The 16,272-nt window shown below is 44.9% G+C and carries 14 protein-coding genes and 10 tRNA genes; 1 reads left to right on the top strand and 23 read right to left on the bottom strand.

Annotation, left to right across the window (positions count from 1 at the left end; translation table 11 throughout):
- Positions 1-46: 46 nt before the first annotated feature.
- From C161_RS23765 to C161_RS23710, 12 genes are all read right to left on the bottom strand, one after another.
- Positions 47-1,630, bottom strand: a complete 1,584-nt coding sequence (locus tag C161_RS23765) for a peptide chain release factor 3 (protein WP_036605691.1) — start codon at positions 1,628-1,630, stop codon at positions 47-49.
- A gap of 351 nt (positions 1,631-1,981) precedes the next feature.
- Positions 1,982-2,380: a DoxX family protein gene (locus C161_RS23760; protein ID WP_024634146.1), complete on the bottom strand. Its 399-nt coding sequence runs from the start codon at positions 2,378-2,380 to the stop codon at positions 1,982-1,984.
- A gap of 372 nt (positions 2,381-2,752) precedes the next feature.
- On the bottom strand, positions 2,753-4,303 hold the full coding sequence (gene zwf / locus C161_RS23755; RefSeq protein WP_036605690.1) for a glucose-6-phosphate dehydrogenase: 1,551 nt from the start codon (positions 4,301-4,303) through the stop codon (positions 2,753-2,755).
- 215 nt (positions 4,304-4,518) lie between these two features.
- Positions 4,519-5,268, bottom strand: a complete 750-nt coding sequence (locus tag C161_RS31705) for a YwmB family TATA-box binding protein (protein WP_051449915.1) — start codon at positions 5,266-5,268, stop codon at positions 4,519-4,521.
- Positions 5,269-5,722: 454 nt separating this feature from the next.
- Complete coding sequence (locus tag C161_RS23745; protein ID WP_091020933.1) at positions 5,723-6,391, bottom strand: response regulator transcription factor; 669 nt, start codon at positions 6,389-6,391, stop codon at positions 5,723-5,725.
- Complete coding sequence (locus C161_RS23740; protein ID WP_036673257.1) at positions 6,333-7,448, bottom strand: sensor histidine kinase; 1,116 nt, start codon at positions 7,446-7,448, stop codon at positions 6,333-6,335. Before C161_RS23740 ends, C161_RS23745 begins: the two co-directional genes overlap by 59 nt.
- Positions 7,449-7,479: 31 nt before the next feature.
- Complete coding sequence (gene liaF, locus C161_RS23735) at positions 7,480-8,127, bottom strand: cell wall-active antibiotics response protein LiaF (protein ID WP_036605686.1); 648 nt, start codon at positions 8,125-8,127, stop codon at positions 7,480-7,482.
- Positions 8,128-8,277: 150 nt separating this feature from the next.
- On the bottom strand, positions 8,278-8,985 hold the full coding sequence (locus C161_RS23730) for a PspA/IM30 family protein (RefSeq protein ID WP_017692315.1): 708 nt from the start codon (positions 8,983-8,985) through the stop codon (positions 8,278-8,280).
- A 1-nt stretch (position 8,986) separates the two neighbouring features.
- Positions 8,987-9,496, bottom strand: a complete 510-nt coding sequence (locus tag C161_RS23725) for a PspC domain-containing protein (RefSeq protein WP_017692314.1) — start codon at positions 9,494-9,496, stop codon at positions 8,987-8,989.
- A 17-nt stretch (positions 9,497-9,513) separates the two neighbouring features.
- A complete protein-coding gene (locus C161_RS23720) occupies positions 9,514-9,747 on the bottom strand; it encodes a PspC domain-containing protein (RefSeq protein WP_036673255.1) in 234 nt (77 codons plus the stop codon).
- 5 nt (positions 9,748-9,752) lie between these two features.
- A complete protein-coding gene (locus tag C161_RS23715) occupies positions 9,753-10,424 on the bottom strand; it encodes a PspA/IM30 family protein (protein WP_017692312.1) in 672 nt (223 codons plus the stop codon).
- 35 nt (positions 10,425-10,459) lie between these two features.
- A complete protein-coding gene (locus C161_RS23710) occupies positions 10,460-10,768 on the bottom strand; it encodes a LiaF transmembrane domain-containing protein (RefSeq protein WP_036673253.1) in 309 nt (102 codons plus the stop codon).
- 583 nt (positions 10,769-11,351) lie between these two features.
- Between C161_RS23710 and C161_RS23705 the strand changes: the two genes are divergently transcribed.
- On the top strand, positions 11,352-13,715 hold the full coding sequence (locus C161_RS23705) for a helix-turn-helix domain-containing protein (protein ID WP_235193914.1): 2,364 nt from the start codon (positions 11,352-11,354) through the stop codon (positions 13,713-13,715).
- A gap of 56 nt (positions 13,716-13,771) precedes the next feature.
- Here C161_RS23705 and C161_RS32455 read toward each other — a convergent pair.
- From C161_RS32455 to C161_RS23655, 11 genes are all read right to left on the bottom strand, one after another.
- Positions 13,772-13,844: transfer RNA gene (locus C161_RS32455), tRNA-Asn, on the bottom strand.
- A gap of 358 nt (positions 13,845-14,202) precedes the next feature.
- A complete protein-coding gene (locus C161_RS23700; RefSeq protein ID WP_051449914.1) occupies positions 14,203-15,129 on the bottom strand; it encodes a class I SAM-dependent methyltransferase in 927 nt (308 codons plus the stop codon).
- Between the two features lie 183 nt (positions 15,130-15,312).
- Positions 15,313-15,391 (bottom strand) — tRNA-Leu (locus C161_RS23695).
- A gap of 6 nt (positions 15,392-15,397) precedes the next feature.
- Positions 15,398-15,471: transfer RNA gene (locus tag C161_RS23690), tRNA-Cys, on the bottom strand.
- Positions 15,472-15,477: 6 nt separating this feature from the next.
- Positions 15,478-15,552, bottom strand: a tRNA-Gly gene (locus C161_RS23685).
- 4 nt (positions 15,553-15,556) lie between these two features.
- A tRNA-Gln gene (locus tag C161_RS23680) sits at positions 15,557-15,631 on the bottom strand.
- Positions 15,632-15,653: 22 nt separating this feature from the next.
- Positions 15,654-15,726: transfer RNA gene (locus tag C161_RS23675), tRNA-His, on the bottom strand.
- A gap of 29 nt (positions 15,727-15,755) precedes the next feature.
- Positions 15,756-15,829, bottom strand: a tRNA-Trp gene (locus tag C161_RS23670).
- Positions 15,830-15,835: 6 nt separating this feature from the next.
- Positions 15,836-15,921, bottom strand: a tRNA-Tyr gene (locus C161_RS23665).
- Between the two features lie 9 nt (positions 15,922-15,930).
- Positions 15,931-16,006 (bottom strand) — tRNA-Thr (locus C161_RS23660).
- A 20-nt stretch (positions 16,007-16,026) separates the two neighbouring features.
- Positions 16,027-16,102: transfer RNA gene (locus C161_RS23655), tRNA-Phe, on the bottom strand.
- Between the last annotated feature and the right edge of the window lie 170 nt (positions 16,103-16,272).

Below are 16,272 nucleotides of genomic sequence, written 5' to 3'. Positions count from 1 at the left end.
TTTAGCTAATCTTTTAACAATTCCCACGAAAGACTTCCGTCTTCACTTAAGGCGCAGTCTCCAGGAATTGAGCTGTAGGATTTTTATCCATAGCCGTTCTCATTGCATACTCATTTTCGAAGAGCACCACATAATTCCCTTTTTTATCTTTTACAAGCGCAGAGTTAATCCGGAATTTGCTTGGGTCCAGATTCTCGTCCACGATCCAGCGAGCGAACTGATAAGGCATGCGTTGTAATAGCACGTCTACCCCATACTCGCCTTTCATCCGGTATTCAAATACCTCGAACTGTAGTTGACCAATTACGCCGAGGATTGTCTCGTCGAAACTTGCCGTCTGGAACACCTGAATGGTTCCTTCCTCCGTCAACTGATCAATTCCTTTTTGGTACTGTTTATGTTTCAATGCATTTTTCACAGTAACTTTGGCGAAAATCTCTGGTGAGAACGTTGGCAATTCCTCAAAAATAACTTCGCTGCCTTGGCTCAGTGAATCGCCAATCCGGAAAATACCCGGATCGAACAAACCGATAATATCGCCAGCATATGCCTCTTCGACAATATCCCGGTCTTGTGCCAGGAATTGCTGTGGCTGTGACAGCTTGATTTCTTTGCCCACACGAGTATGCTTCACACTCATTCCACGTTGGAACTTGCCTGACACAATACGCAGGAACGCAATACGATCCCGGTGTGCCGGGTTCATGTTTGCCTGAATCTTGAACACATAACCGCTGAATTTCTCATTTGTTGGCTGAATCTCTCCTGCCGTACTGCGACGTGGTTCAGGCTTCGGTGCCAGTTCCAGGAAATTCTCCAAGAAGGTCTGTACGCCGAAATTGTTAATCGCACTACCGAAGAAAATAGGTGTTAATTCGCCGCGTTGAACTTTCTCCATGTCGAATTGGTCGCCCGCAATATCCAGCAACTCCAGATCCTGACACAATTGATCATGCAGGTATTCTCCTGCCATCTCACGGATAATCGGATCTTTGTAGCCATCTACCTTTTGTACTTTGATCGTTGAGTGATCGTCCCCTTGGAACAACTCCACCTGATTTTTCATCCGGTCATAGACACCACACAGCTCGCGACCTGTACCAATAGGCCAGTTCATCGGAACCGAACGAATACCCAGTACATTTTCAAGTTCTTCCATCAGGTCAAATGGGCTTTTACCCTCACGGTCGAGTTTGTTGATAAACGTAAAGATTGGAATGCCACGCTTCGCACATACCTGGAACAACTTGATCGTTTGTGCCTCGACACCTTTTGCCACGTCAATCAACATCACCGCGCTATCAGCAGCCGTCAGTGTACGATACGTATCTTCACTGAAATCCTGGTGACCCGGTGTATCCAAAATGTTGACGCGATGATCCAGATAATCAAATTGCATTACGGAAGAGGTAACCGAGATCCCCCGTTGTTTCTCAATTTCCATCCAGTCACTTGTTGCGTGTTTGCTGGCTTTCCGAGCTTTTACCGTTCCCGCAAGGCGAATCGCGCCCCCGAACAGCAACAGTTTCTCGGTTAATGTAGTTTTACCCGCATCCGGGTGAGAGATAATGGCAAACGTCCGGCGTTTGTCCACTTCCTGTTGAAGAATATCATTTGCAGCTTTGCTCATAGGTTTAATCCCTTTCGTCCGTTCATTCACGTTAATCCGGCATAGCCGGTCCATCATTCAATCTTTATGCAATCCAGCGAGGCCGGTTGATTGTACATCAGTTTTTACGTACTAGGTATTTACACACTAGATTAATTTTACACATTTACAATGGAGTTCATCCTCCTCAAATCTGTGCTTTCATGTATATCGTGAACTGCTTCTTAACCCAACTCTCCTATTGTACCATAATCTTTACCGAAAATAACCGATTACTACCGCAGATTCTTCTCTTTTCCCTTGCAAAAAAAAGCACCCTTCAGCCATTTCCATGGCATCCAGGCACTCCTCATTCATTTTTATTTATCGGTTTTAGAAAATCAATGCATCCAGCGCGTATTGTCCGCCACCTGTCAATGCCAGCGCTACACCAATCACCAGAATCGCGAGATTATATTCGAATCCGTTCTGTGTGGACCAGTATCCGTTCGCGCCATGGACTTTCACAATCGCAATGACCATCGTCAATGCAATCAGAATGCCACCTACCGGTGTGAGCAGACCTAGAGCCAACAGCAATCCGCCACCGAATTCCGCGAGTCCAGCCAGTAACGCCACCAATGCACCTGGCTTCATGCCCATCGACTCAAACCAGCCGCCTGTACCCTTGATCCCGTAACCTCCGAACCAACCAAACAGCTTTTGAGCTCCGTGCGCCATGAACGACAATCCAATCACCAAACGAATCAACAACAACCCTACATCCAACATCATTTTCTTTTTCCTCCATTCGATATATACAAAATAGTATTCTTAGATTAAAGATATTATGCACATTTTTTCTTCATGATTCTCTGTGACGCAAACCCCTTCAACTGGTTTACATTTTATCTCATGAATGATAACTTATCCGAAACGTTTGCCCGAATGAAGTTTGTCATTTGCGTAACTCTTTAACTCATGTGTTGAGTATAAGTTACATACTTACTTTTTGTCAACAACTTAATTTAAATTACTTATTTCCTTATGATGGATACCTACCTTTTCCCCCACTAAAAAGCCTGGGTACACCGCAAAATTTGCGATTTCCCCAGGCTCAGTCATGTTGTGTATATTGTTAATACTGTTGTTAATGCCCTTACTCTAACCATTCACTTGCCAGATCACGCTGTCCTCGTCCTGACCATTCACCGGCCACCAGTGGAATCCGTCCTGCTCCAGCAGCTTATCTGTCGCTTCTGGTCCCCAAGTTCCAGCAGGGTACGTATGAAGCTCTCCTTGATTCTGCCCCCAGGCTGCTGCGATTCGATCCACAAAAGACCAGGCTGTTGCCACTTCATCCCAACGGGTGAAGTACGTAGAATCCCCTTCTGCCGCATCGTGCAGCAGACGTTCATATGCTTCAGGCGAGTTAATTCCAATCATGCAGCTCTGACAGAAATCCATCGCGAGTGGCTGAATCTCGGAATCCGAGCCTGGTTTCTTGGCATTGATTTTGATATATATGCCTTCCATCGGATTCACCCGAATGACCAGCAGGTTCGGTTCGAGCTTATACTTTTTCCCAAGGTACACGTTGTTTGGCATCGACTTGAACTCAACTACGATCTCGGTTGTTTTCACCGGAAGTCGCTTGCCTGTCCGAATGTAGAATGGCACACCCGCCCAGCGGAAATTATCCACGAATACACGTGCTGCAAAATACGTCTCCGTATTCGACTGCGGATCAACCTTGTCTTCTTGGCGATACCCCGGAAGCTGCTTGCCACGGTACTCCCCTTCGGCATACTGCCCTCGCACAACGTTGTTGCTCACTTCCTCATCCGAAGTAAAGGCCCGCAATGAACGTAGTACCTTCACCTTCTCATCCCGAATGTCCTCCGGGAATAGGCGACTCGGCGGTTCCATCGCAATCATCGTCAGCATCTGGAGCATATGATTCTGCCCCATATCACGGAGTGCTCCGGAGTGATCATAATAACCGCCACGTTCTTCCACGCCTACCGTCTCACCAAGCGTAATCTGAACGTTGGCAATATGTTTGTTATTCCAGAGCGGTTCAAAAAAGGCATTTCCGAAGCGGATCACTTCGATATTTTGCACCATTTCCTTGCCCAGATAATGATCAATCCGATAGATTTCCTCTTCACGGAATACCTCACGAATCTGCTCATTCAGATGTTCCGCCGATTGCAGATCATAACCAAATGGTTTTTCGATCACCAAACGGTTCCAACCCTGACTTTCCAGCATACCGCCGTCCCGCAAACTGTACGAGACACTGCCAAACAGCTCAGGTGCCAGTGCCAGATAAAACAGTCGATTCCCCGGCGTGTTAAATTTTGATTCCAGATGCTCCGTCTGCGCACGCAGCTCTTTGAATCCTTCCACATTATTGATATCCAGTGCTTTGTATTCAAAATGATCGACAAAAGCGTTCCACTCATCAGGTTCCCCCGCTGGATAACGGCAGAACTCTTTAATGGATTCATAGATGTCTTCCCGGAATTCTTCTGGGGACCTCGGACGACGTGCTACGCCAATAACCGCAAAGTCTTCGGCAAGCTTGCCTTCACGGTAAAGACTGTAGATAGCCGGAAACAGCTTCCGGCGGGCCAAATCACCCGTTGCTCCAAAAATGAAAAATACTGCGCCTGGTGTCTGTACTTCATCTTGCAATTGTTTTTCAACCATGGGCTCCTCTTTCTTCCGGGAAGATAACCTTCACGCTCTCCCCGAGCTATGTAATGGTGTTATATATGCACGACATACAACTGTCAATTACCAGCAAGTTCCTTCTTGGATGTGATGCCATTTTAGCATATCAACTGAATGGATGCACTATTTCAAACTCATTTTTCTGATAAAGATTCTCAATATTGGGTCCTAATTCATGAAAAATTCATCCCTTAATATTCAATCGTAATCACCGGAAACCCCACTGTAATTCGATTGTCGACCTCGTCTCCAACCTGGTGAACTGCGAGTTGCATATTCAACATGTGCGAGCCACTCTTGATCGATAGGGGCAGCTCAGCCGCCTTATAAGAGACACTTGCAGTACCTGCATCTGTATAACGTTCAACGGAGGCGATATCCACCTTTGTGGACAGCTGTTCTTCGATCAGTTCCAGTTGCTGACTCGCATCATGTTCCGTAGCAGTAACTGCTGTACCTTGCACAGATATATTCCAGGTTGCCTTCATCCCTGAGTCTACAAGCAGTTGACCGATCTGTTCATGTACTGTCATTAATGCCTTCCGATCCATGTGTGCATCCCCTGAAAGTTGTACAATGGCGTAGTATCCGTTGTCTCCTGTATCGACGACATTGACCAACATGCCTGCACCTCCAGTAGCCGTATCGACAATCTCTTCACTGCGGTAAACATCATGACCCGTCTGGCTTACCCGCACAGGTGGTTCAAGTCCCAAGTGACTTGCCAGTAACACGGCCTGCGCTTGTGCATCTCCCTTGCCTTCTCCTTGCCATTTAATAACTAGACGATCCACATTATCAATCACACTGTCAGCAGTATAGATTAACTGTTCCAGTTGGGTAGCTTTGGATTCGTTCTTCTCTGCGTATACCTGTGTCACACCAATAAGAATTATGATAACTATTGCCAAGATACCTGCTGTCATCCATCGATTTAACATTTGAATCCCCCGCTTCTTTCTTGCATTCTATGAATCTATCAACAGCATGCCCCTTTCGCATATTTGCTATACTTCTTCTGCACACAACAAAAAAGCCCCACCCGCCACTTGCATGGCAGATCAGAGCTTTCCATTCATCTTTTCTATATAAATTGAACTACACAATATTTACACTCGCCACTCCGATGACAGAACAACCTTCTGATCGCTGTTATCCCCAGATTTTTTGATTCCCTTTTTCAAAGTAAAAATCCGGGGATAAAGGCAAAGTTTATGCTTCCGAAGTAGCTTTCTTTCAGAAAGCTTTTAGCTTCGCTTCTTCAGGTTCCTTCTGTCCTCTTCGTTTTGTGTAAATCTTTAGTTCAATTTATATATATCATCTCTTATCTATAACTTCCGCACATTAATGCACGGTTCTTTGGCTTAATGATGTTATTGCATTTAGTTCTTGTTTTTACTCTGCAAGTCCATTTTTATAAGCATAGATCGCGGCCTGTGTACGGTCGTCTACGCCCAATTTTGCCAGTAGGTTTGTAACATGGAATTTGACTGTCTTAATGCCGATGATCAGATCATCAGCGATGTCCTGATTCGATTTACCTTTGGCGAGCAACCGGAGCACATCCATTTCACGGTCAGTCAATTCATCATGCAAAGGAGCTGCTGCCTGTGGCTGCCGGAAGCGATTCATCATTTTCGAAGCCACCTGTGACTCCAGAACGGATTGCCCGCGAGCGGCTGCGCGAATTGCATCTGCCACTTCATTGGCTCTTGATGTTTTCAACAGATAACTGAATGCACCTGCTTCAATGACAGGATACATTTTTTCATCATCCAAGTAACTGGTCAATACAATGACTTTGCACTCTGGATACATTTTAAGTACCTGACGAGTAGCCTCAATGCCGTCCATTCCTTCCATAACCAGGTCCATCAGAACAACATCAGGCTTATATTCCTGTGCAAGCCGAATGCCTTCCTCTCCACTACCTGCTTCACCAACAACTTCAATTCCATCTTCGGTATCCAGTACCGCTGCAAGACCAATACGTACCATCTCATGATCATCCACGAGCAATACTTTGATCGACGTTTCCGTCTCCGTTTCGACTTCCGGTTCCATTGACATGTTCTTCCTCGCTTTCATCGTTCATCAAAGGTATCGTAATCTCAATCCGCGTTCCCTTACCAGGCGCTGTTACAAAATGTATGGCCCCGCCAATCTCCGTAACACGTTCACGCATGTTAGCCAGACCGTAAGAAGCTTGTTTATTCTCATCCAGATCAAAGCCTTGCCCATCATCACGAATCAATACCCGGATCGCATCAGTACGGCGCTGGATCCGTATCTCCATTTTTTCCGCTTTTGCATGCCGTAACGTATTGGACATAGCCTCCTGAACGATCCGGAACAGATGATTCTCGATGCCTTTGATCAGATCAATGTCTTCGTCCATTTCGAGCACAATGTCCATGGGTACTTTTGTTTTCAGTTCCATCACCAGATCACGCAGACCTTGTTCGAGATGTTTACCCTCCAGATAGACTGGACGCAGATGTAACAGTAACGCACGCATCTCGGACTGGGCTACCGAAGCCATCTCCTCAATCAAAGCCACCTGCCGCTGAGCACGTTCAAAATCCTTCTCCATCTTCCGTCCAACGGCCGTTGCTGTCATGGATATCGCAAACAATTGCTGCGATACCGCATCATGCAGTTCCCGTGCCAAACGTTGCCGCTCTTCCACAATAGCCGTAATTCTGGCTTGTTCAGCAAGCTGTGCATTATGAGTAGACAATCGCTGGAGCGAAGATATCTGATCTTCCCACTTTTTGCCGATTCGTCCGAGTTGCTCACTTAAACGGCCCACATCATCATCGCCCAGATCAGGTACAGTGCGTGATAGAGAGCCCTTCTCCCACAGTAGAAGTGTTTCCCTCAGCAGTTCGAGCCGGCGTTTAACCCGGTAACTCTGATAGAACCCAAAGACCGCACCGATCCCAATCAGAAGTAGCAATAAGGCCAGACCCGATTGAATCAGATGACGCCAACCTGTAAACGGAGCAAGATAACCATATGTATACAATACATACAAAATAACAGCGAGCACAATGAAAACCAGGAGGATCCCTTCACCCATACTTCGGGTTACCATGTCGGTATGTCGTTTTGTCTTCATCGGGGTCTCCTCCTTCTCTTCATCTATTTTACTACGGATTACTGATGTTTAGGTCGCCAACAATATAAGAAATTACAAATTTTGCTTTATGTTCACTGGATTCATATCCAGGCGTTCTCCATACTAATTTGTTCATCATACCGCTATCTTGTTCTCCAAGAAGATTAATCCGGCCGAAAAGAACCGATGCTTCAATCTCCACACCATAATCTTCTGGTAGTGTAAGGCGAACATTACCCATAACTCCTTGCAGCAGCACAATTGTTTGTTTCTCCTCCGGAATCGAAAGAGATAGATCCGCGTTAACCTCACCTATGGCATGCCACAGACTCATACTACGTAACGTCCAGGATGATTGATCCCAGTAGTACCGAGCCATGAAATTCTGTTTCTTCATAACGCCTTCGTCCAGATGAATCTTTTTGTTTTTTGAATAAAAGTAAGCTAAAGAAGCCAGTACAATCAAAAATACAATCATTAAATTATCCAGCAATAACAGTGCCGCACCAATGCCAAGATACCGATGACCTTTGCGGGTATCCCCATTGCGGACTTGAAGCATTCCAACCGTTAACAGAATCAGTGCGGCAGCGGTCAGGAAGTTAATATTGTCATTCAATAACATCATTGTGCCAATAATCATAATGACAACTGCAAGCCATTTACTCTTTTGATTCATCCCCGCCGCACCTCCTCTGTAAGTTAATCTCTCTTTATTCAACGGAAAAGCCATACCAGGCAATGAAGTCCTGTATGGCTTAACTTTTGTTCTACCAACCGTACATTATACACGATTTATAGAATATCATATTGTCCACTAAGCGAACAGTTATTCTTTTGAAGTTCCGTTCGCTTCATTCTTGGAACCATTGCCCATTTTATTTTTGAGGGCTTGTAATTGCTGATCCACTTTGAATTGTTTTTCCACATCTACAGGATTCGTATACGTGGATGATGTGTTGCGATAAGGTGCACGAGCTACGTCAGCTTCAGCTTCCAGCTGCATAATTTTCTCTTCCATGCGGTGGAATCCAAGTGATGCGCCGCCACTTTCGATCGAATGCAAGCTGTTGATAGAAGACATTTGTTTTTTGGCTTTTGCCATTTGTGCACGGGATACAAGTTCATTACGTTTGTTACGCATTTTGTAGAACTCATCTTTCATATCATGCAACTGTTGCAACAGATCTTTTGCTTGTGCTTCGGACTGTGCATGCAGTTCGCTGTACTCCGTAATTTTTTGATCAAAGTAGATTTTCTCTTCCAACAATTTGCGTGCCACTTCTTCCTGACCGTTAGACAGAGCTGCTTCTGCTTGGGACTCACGTTGTACCGAAGTACGCTCCGCTTCATCCAAACGTTGTTTCATGCGGCGCTCATTTGCCATTTGTTTAGCAACAGTTACCTCTGCCTCATGAATCTCAGCCTCCATATCACGCAAGTACTGGTTCAACATTACAATCGGGTCCTCTACTTTATCCAACATATCATTTACCGATGCTTTCGTCATATCCTTAATCCGTTTAAATACTCCCATTTTACTTTTCTCCCTTCTCGTAACGAGATAATTTTTGGCGAAGCTCTTCAACTTCTTTTTTCAGTGCTTTTTTCTCGATATCTTTCATCATGGAATCAAGTTCACTTTCTTGCGGTGCTCCTGCTCCGTAGGCGTTGTTGTCATAAGAACGGGGACCAGATTGAGGTCTGCCGTTGAATCCAGGGCCGGGACCGAAGTTACCAGGACCTTGTTGGTTGTGATTATTTTGAAAAGGACCTCTTGGTGGCTGATGATCATAGTTGTCGTATCCTCTGCCAGGACCAGGGCCTTGGCCCGGACCGTAGCCATATGGATCATAAGGCGGATACGGTTCTTTTGGTACCACCAGTGCTGCAATAAAGTATATTAACAACGACGTGCCGCCAGTTACGAAGATACTGATAACAAAGATGATACGCAGCAGGGTGGAATCCATTCCGATGGTTTCGGAAATTCCGCCGCACAAGCCGGTTAACATCCGGTCACGCGTTGAGCGGTATAATTTGCTCATGTGCTTGCTCCTTTCGTTTACTTGTATCCTCTTACGTTGGAATCATAAGCATATGGATCAACGTGATTGGATTCCTTTGGTACCACCAATGCAGCGATGAAGTAGATCAACAATGATGTACCTCCCGTAGCGAAAATACTGATGAAGAAAATGATACGTAGCAGCGTGGTACTCAATCCGAGATTTTCAGAAATGCCACCGATCAAACCTGTTAGCCTTCGATTACGCGCCGAGCGGTATAATTTATTCATTGTGACTACTCCTTTCTGTCATTGTTCAATTTCTGTCTTAAGCGTTCCAGTTCCTTATCCAGCGTAGAGGATGACATGCTGCCAGTCACTCCTGAACCATCTTGATTCATCCGCCGGATATCGCGGAGGCTTTGTGCTTCATATTCGAGATCAGAGACTTGATCATCCAGTCGGTTAAACATACGGGGTACATTCTGACCGTTGTGATTGCCTCTCTGGTTCATACGTTGCTGTAACTGAATCGTCTGCATACGAGCGTAGTAATATTGGCGTTTGCTGTATACATTCTGATATTCAACCTTCAGCTGGTCGATCTGTTCATCCAGCTCCTGTAATGCCGCATAACTTTGTGCATACAATTCATTGTACTGTTCCATTTTTTCCTCGTGGAGGATTTTCTCCTGCAAGGCCAGCTTAGCTAGATGTTCTTCCCCTGCTTTCAGAGCCATGGAAGCCTGTTCTTCCCGTTTGTTCACCATACCTGCTGCCTGATCGGCTTGTTGTTTCATTTGTCTGGTATGGCTTGCGTATTGATGACGAAGTTTCTCGGCTTCACCGATGTCTTGGCGGGTCGAGACCAGGAACTGATCAATCAGTTTGACTGGGTCCTGACTTTGCTCCAAATGTTCGTTCAGATTGGCTACGGTAATATCCCGCATTCGACGAAATACACTCATTATGTTCTGTCCCTCCTTTTCATAATCGTGAAAGCTTAGTACCGACCACGATGACTGCGGTTATTGCTTAGCATTGAGATACCAAAGATGATTAACCCGATCGCGATGATCGGTCCGATCAACCATGCCAGTTTACCCATCAGTGAGATGATACCGATGATGAGAACAATCCAGCCAAGCATCACATTCCCTCGTTTAACTCCGTAGTATCCCAGTGCAATCATCAGGACCGGAATCAGATAACCCATTAAGTGTCCAAGAAGTGGAGTTAACTTTCCGAAGAGGAGTAGTGCACCCAGCGCAATCAATACAATCGCCCAGCCATTTCCCTTATTCAATCTCATAATTGTTGTTCACCGCCCTTTCCATTCGTTCCTTTTAATGTGTTGAGTCATTTGTTCGTTTGTTTCTTGTTTTTTGTTTCCGTGTTTCTTGTTTAACCTTATGTCCTTATTCTAGGGGATTCCGCGACTTTTCAAAACAGACCGTGGACGGTTTTTCATCCTAGACTCAGGTCGGGGATCTAGTTGGACCTTTGTCTGTCCCTATATAAGACCAACGTTCCACCTAAGCTGAATAGCACTCCAGATACCTTCTATTACCCGTATTCAGGCTACCCTTTAGCAGATATCGACCTGTAGAGAGAATGTTGTCCATGTCTCTATTTACGTTCACACTGCAATTTCGTTTCTCATGATTCCGTATTGGATAGTCAGTCCAAGCCATTTCTCTAACCTTTTCTGCAAAATCATCTATCAGCAATCCCTTATCTCTACTTCTATACACTTTTGTGAAATTACTTATTTATCCAAATAAACAAAATTTAGATTGTTCTATATGTAAGCGTTTACTAAAATAGAAAGTGTTACTATTTCTAATGTCAGGGGTGGAACTGAAACTGTGCGACCAATCAGCTATCTCCATAAAATGATCATCTTCGGAATCCTGTTAAGCACCCTGCCCATTTTGTTAACGGGAATTGCCGCATTTATCTATTCATCAAACCAAACAGAGCTGCATCGTACGCAGGCTAACAGACAGTTGCTGGAACAAATGCAATCCAACGTAGAACACAAACTCGCTACAGTTAGTTATATGCTTGATCAGGCCGTTCGCTCTCCAGTAACCCTCCGCTCCCTGTCTGCTTCTTCTTCACTAGAAGGGAAAGGGCCTTTGCTTGCCGACAAGCTACAGAGCGAATTTCAGAATATGAGGTCATGGGAACCTTTGCTGGATATTACTCTGGTGAATCAATCTCAGAATTGGCTTATTGATCATGCCGGATTATATCGTAATACGGATTTTCCACTGGCTCTTCCCATGAAGGAATTGATATCGGATACGCTAACCTCTGGATGGCAACTCTCCCCTTCATCGGTGTTCAGTAATGATGAGCGTTCACCAGGTACAGGCTGTATCTATCATATTGCCCTTGCGAGATCTATTCCGAATCTGAATACATCTTCCGATGCTGCCCTGATTGCCGGAATCCCTGCATGCTCTTTGCAAAATACACTAGGAGAAGCCTCCTTAGGCAATGCTGCCTCAGGACTGATCATTTTGAATCGGGAACAACGTATCTTGGTCCATCCCGATCCTGTATACATTGGACAACCGTTGTCTGCCATTGGATTACAGGATCGGGATACGGAAGCCAACATAACCAAACTATCACCCATCACATTTTCAACAGGCTTTGAAAAACGGGAAGTTAAGATCGCCGATACACATTATTCCCTGACGTATAGCCCTTCTACCTTAAAGGGATGGACTTATGTGCTAATCTCACCTACCAATATTCTGACACAAGAATATATCGATATCGGATTACACACCTTGTATATCAGTATCTGCTTACTTTTACTTTCATTGTTACTCGCCTGGCTCGGCTCCAAGCGAATGCATGTCCCGATTCGTAAACTTTTAACCCAACTTGGTGACAACCACCTGTCCAAAGAAGGAAACACGGTAGCTCAGCAATCACCACCATTTTCTGATGAGTTCGAACAGATCAGAGCAGGGGTCTCACAATTATCTGCTTCTCGCTCCCAATTAGAGAACACACTTAATGTGCATCTATTGCAGATTCGCAATCATTTTATGATGAGTCTGTTCCAGGGTAAGATCCCTGTTCATACTCTTCATGACGCCCTGAATGAATATGGCTACACGCATCAGGTTCGGGAATGGCAACAAATTGCTGTTATTACACTACAGGCCGATCTTGTTAATCATACAAAATATAGAGCTAGTGATCGTGATCTCTTATTATTCGCTATTCAAAATATATTGGAGGAAACGGTTGTGCATAACCAACAATTGCTTCCCATTGTGCTGGAACATACGGTAGTCACGGTGATTGGGACCGTTGAACAGGATCAGTTTATTTTTTCACAGCAGCTATATGTATTAACAGACCAGTTACAACAACAGATGGATAAGATTCTAGCTCTTCAAGTCAGTATAGGATTCAGCCAGCCGCACAGCTCTCTATATCACATCTCTCAAGCTTACACAGAAGCCATGGAAGCACTAAGGCATCGGATGAAGCTGGGAACAGGCATTATTTTTCAATATGAGAACATAGATCATTACGCTCCCACTTGGTCCATGACCTACCCGGAATCATTGGAATATTCGTTGATCCAAGCCATTCAAAGTGCGGACGAAGTCCAGGCCTCTGCTCTTCTGCAACAACTGCTTGAAGTGATCTTTGGTATGGAGGTTACACCCGAGGAGTATGAGGTGGCTCTCACGAGGCTGCTCACACATATTTTGCAAATGACTCAGGAATCCGGCATACGACTCGGACAGATCTCCCAAGGTCGTGGCTCGATGTTTCATGAACTTCATGGTTTGCAGTACGCTGCTGAAGTTGAGGAGTGGTTTAACCTTCAAGTCATCTTGCCCGTCATTCAGGTTTTTAAAGCGAGACAATATGCCCAGTATCAGCATATATCTGAGAAAATGATTGCCATGATTCATCAAGATTATGATAAGGATCTGACGCTTGAGGAATGCGCTGTTAAGCTTCACTACAATGCCAACTACTTAAGTAGTGTTTTCCGCAAAGAGACAGGCTGTGCATTTAGTGAATATCTGACCAAGTACCGATTTAATATCGCTAAAAAATGGCTGGACGAAAGTGATCTAACCGTTAAAGATATCGCAGCACGACTTCGGTACAACAATCCGCAAAACTTTATCCGATCATTCCGTAAATGGGAAGGAATCACCCCCGGCCAGTATCGGGAGCGTAAGCAGAAAGCAGAAGTGTCGAACAGAAATTAGACAAGGAGTACGATTGTAGGTCGTACTCCTTCGGCCAGCTCGGATACCTCTCCATATGGCTCTTCGAACAGGCTCGGACCTGTGACTACTCGATTAACCGTCAAGGGCTCTACCAACTGAAATATCAGGGAATATGCTTCAGAGATCATTCTCTGAAAACTAGGTATGTGTTTTGTTTTTCGTTGTCTCGATTTTTGAATTAAGGTTGGCTTTAGCCCATGTGCAGTCTCATGAAGCAGCTTAACATCTTCAAGTAACCGAGGATTTTGTTTAGTATAGTCAATTAATTATTCGCTTCAAAAAAAGAGGGAGCACATATCTGCTCCCTTCACTTACAATTTCACTTCTACAATCTTAACTTCATATGTTTCAACCGTTCATCTTTTGGCACAGCGTTGTGATGCTTCCTAGTGTCATCTTAGACGTTAGACTACATTGTCTCCGTCTCAATTCCTGATTATCATTACACATGCCACGCTTATGTGATTTATCGCTTATCCTTAGTACGAACTGTTTTCATATTGGGCTGTTCAAGTTGAATTAGAATTTTACCAAATCTTCCTCCACGTGAGAAGGTCACCGTACTATCCTTGTACGTATCCCTAATGTACTTCTCAGCCAGTCTGAGAGAATCTTCATCCGATGGTAACTCATACGTATTAAGCCATTCTGGCAGCTGCTCGATAATCTCTTCCACCGGTACTTCAAATGAGTTAACTTCTCTCGTAATGATCATCGTATAAGAATACCCCTTCAAATACAGCAACTGTTGGATATACCCCATATCACCGGCCTTGTATGAAGAAGTTACCCCCAGTACATCCTTAAGTTCATCCATTAGTGTGTGTTCCTTCTGTCCCGCCATAGTACTTATATACACATACTTCCGGGCACAATTGATCGCCTGCTCAATGGTTTCCCAATCCGATATCGCCGGACACATGGATGCAAATGCAAAGTCATATTTCTTCTCCCAGCCTTTATCCTGAATAGAGATTTCCTCATATCGTTCGTTTACGATTTCGATTTTGGATTCCAGAGCTGGAGGTATCGTCTCTTTCATAAGGGAGACAAGCAACTCAGAAGGCTCAACTGCCGTCACACTTGCCCCCTTTTCCGCAAAAGGAATGGTAAATATGCCTGAGGCTGCTCCAATGTCCAAAATGGATAACCCTGCGAATTCCACACCCTGGTTTTCAATCCAGCCCATAATGCGTTCAGAACGCTGCTTTCCTTCTTCGGTGAACGACTGTGCATGATAATCCCTGGCCCATCGCTCAAAAGCTTCTTCTATATTAAAGGGGGCGCTTTTCTTCTTATATTTTGAACTTCTCGGACGATTCTTCAATGCCTCTTCCCATACAGAAAGATCAAATAACAGATCGGTATCCGATACATTTTTTCCATTAGTCACTCTACTTCACTCCTCCATATTAAAGACTTTACTTATCTACAATATACTCAATATAATCATACGTCAATCTTTATTAACGTCCATCTTCTCTTACACTAGATTTTCTTACTGCACATAAATCGTTTCATATAAAATAAAAATAGCCCTACACATTGCATAAGCAACATGTAGGGCTATTCACTATACCGGCGAGAGGACTCGAACCTCCACGGTTTCCCACTCGATTTTGAGTCGAGCGCGTCTGCCATTCCGCCACGCCGGCATATGCTGGAGGCGCCACCCAGATTCGAACTGGGGATAAAGCTTTTGCAGAGCTGTGCCTTACCACTTGGCTATGGCGCCATATTTTGGAGCGGACGACGGGAATCGAACCCGCGACCCTCGCCTTGGCAAGGCGATGCTCTACCGCTGAGCCACGTCCGCATAATGGCTGGGGATATAGGATTTGAACCTATGCATGACGGAGTCAAAGTCCGTTGCCTTACCGCTTGGCTAATCCCCAATAAAAAATGAAAAAACAAAGGGGCGATCGAGGGGAATTGAACCCCCGAATGCCGGATCCACAAACCGGTGCGTTAACCACTTCGCCACGACCGCCATAAAAGGTTAATTTCTAAAGAGTTAATTGGCAGGGGCAGCAGGAATTGAACCCACACCAACGGTTTTGGAGACCGTTGTTCTACCTTTAAACTATGCCCCTAAAAACTGGTGGAGGATGATGGATTCGAACCACCGAACCCGTACGGGAGCAGATTTACAGTCTGATGCGTTTGGCCACTTCGCTAATCCTCCAGGATTACATGGTGCCGGCGAGAGGACTTGAACCCCCAACCTACTGATTACAAGTCAGTTGCTCTACCAGTTGAGCTACACCGGCTTATTAAATTATTTTAAAAATGGTGGCTCGGGACGGAATCGAACCGCCGACACGAGGATTTTCAGTCCTCTGCTCTACCGACTGAGCTACCGAGCCATAATAAAGTCTAATCTTAATTCCTTACACTTTATATAGGGCATCAGTGCCATACAGCAGATGTAGTGAACAGTTTGCCTCATGTAAAGATTAAATGGCGGAACCGACGGGATTCGAACCCGCGATCTCCTGCGTGACAGGCAGGCATGTTAGGCCAACTACACCACGGT

The organism is Paenibacillus sp. FSL R5-192 (assembly GCF_000517845.1).
GTDB lineage: Bacteria > Bacillota > Bacilli > Paenibacillales > Paenibacillaceae > Paenibacillus > Paenibacillus amylolyticus.
This window is presented reverse-complemented; position numbering and strand designations above follow the sequence as displayed.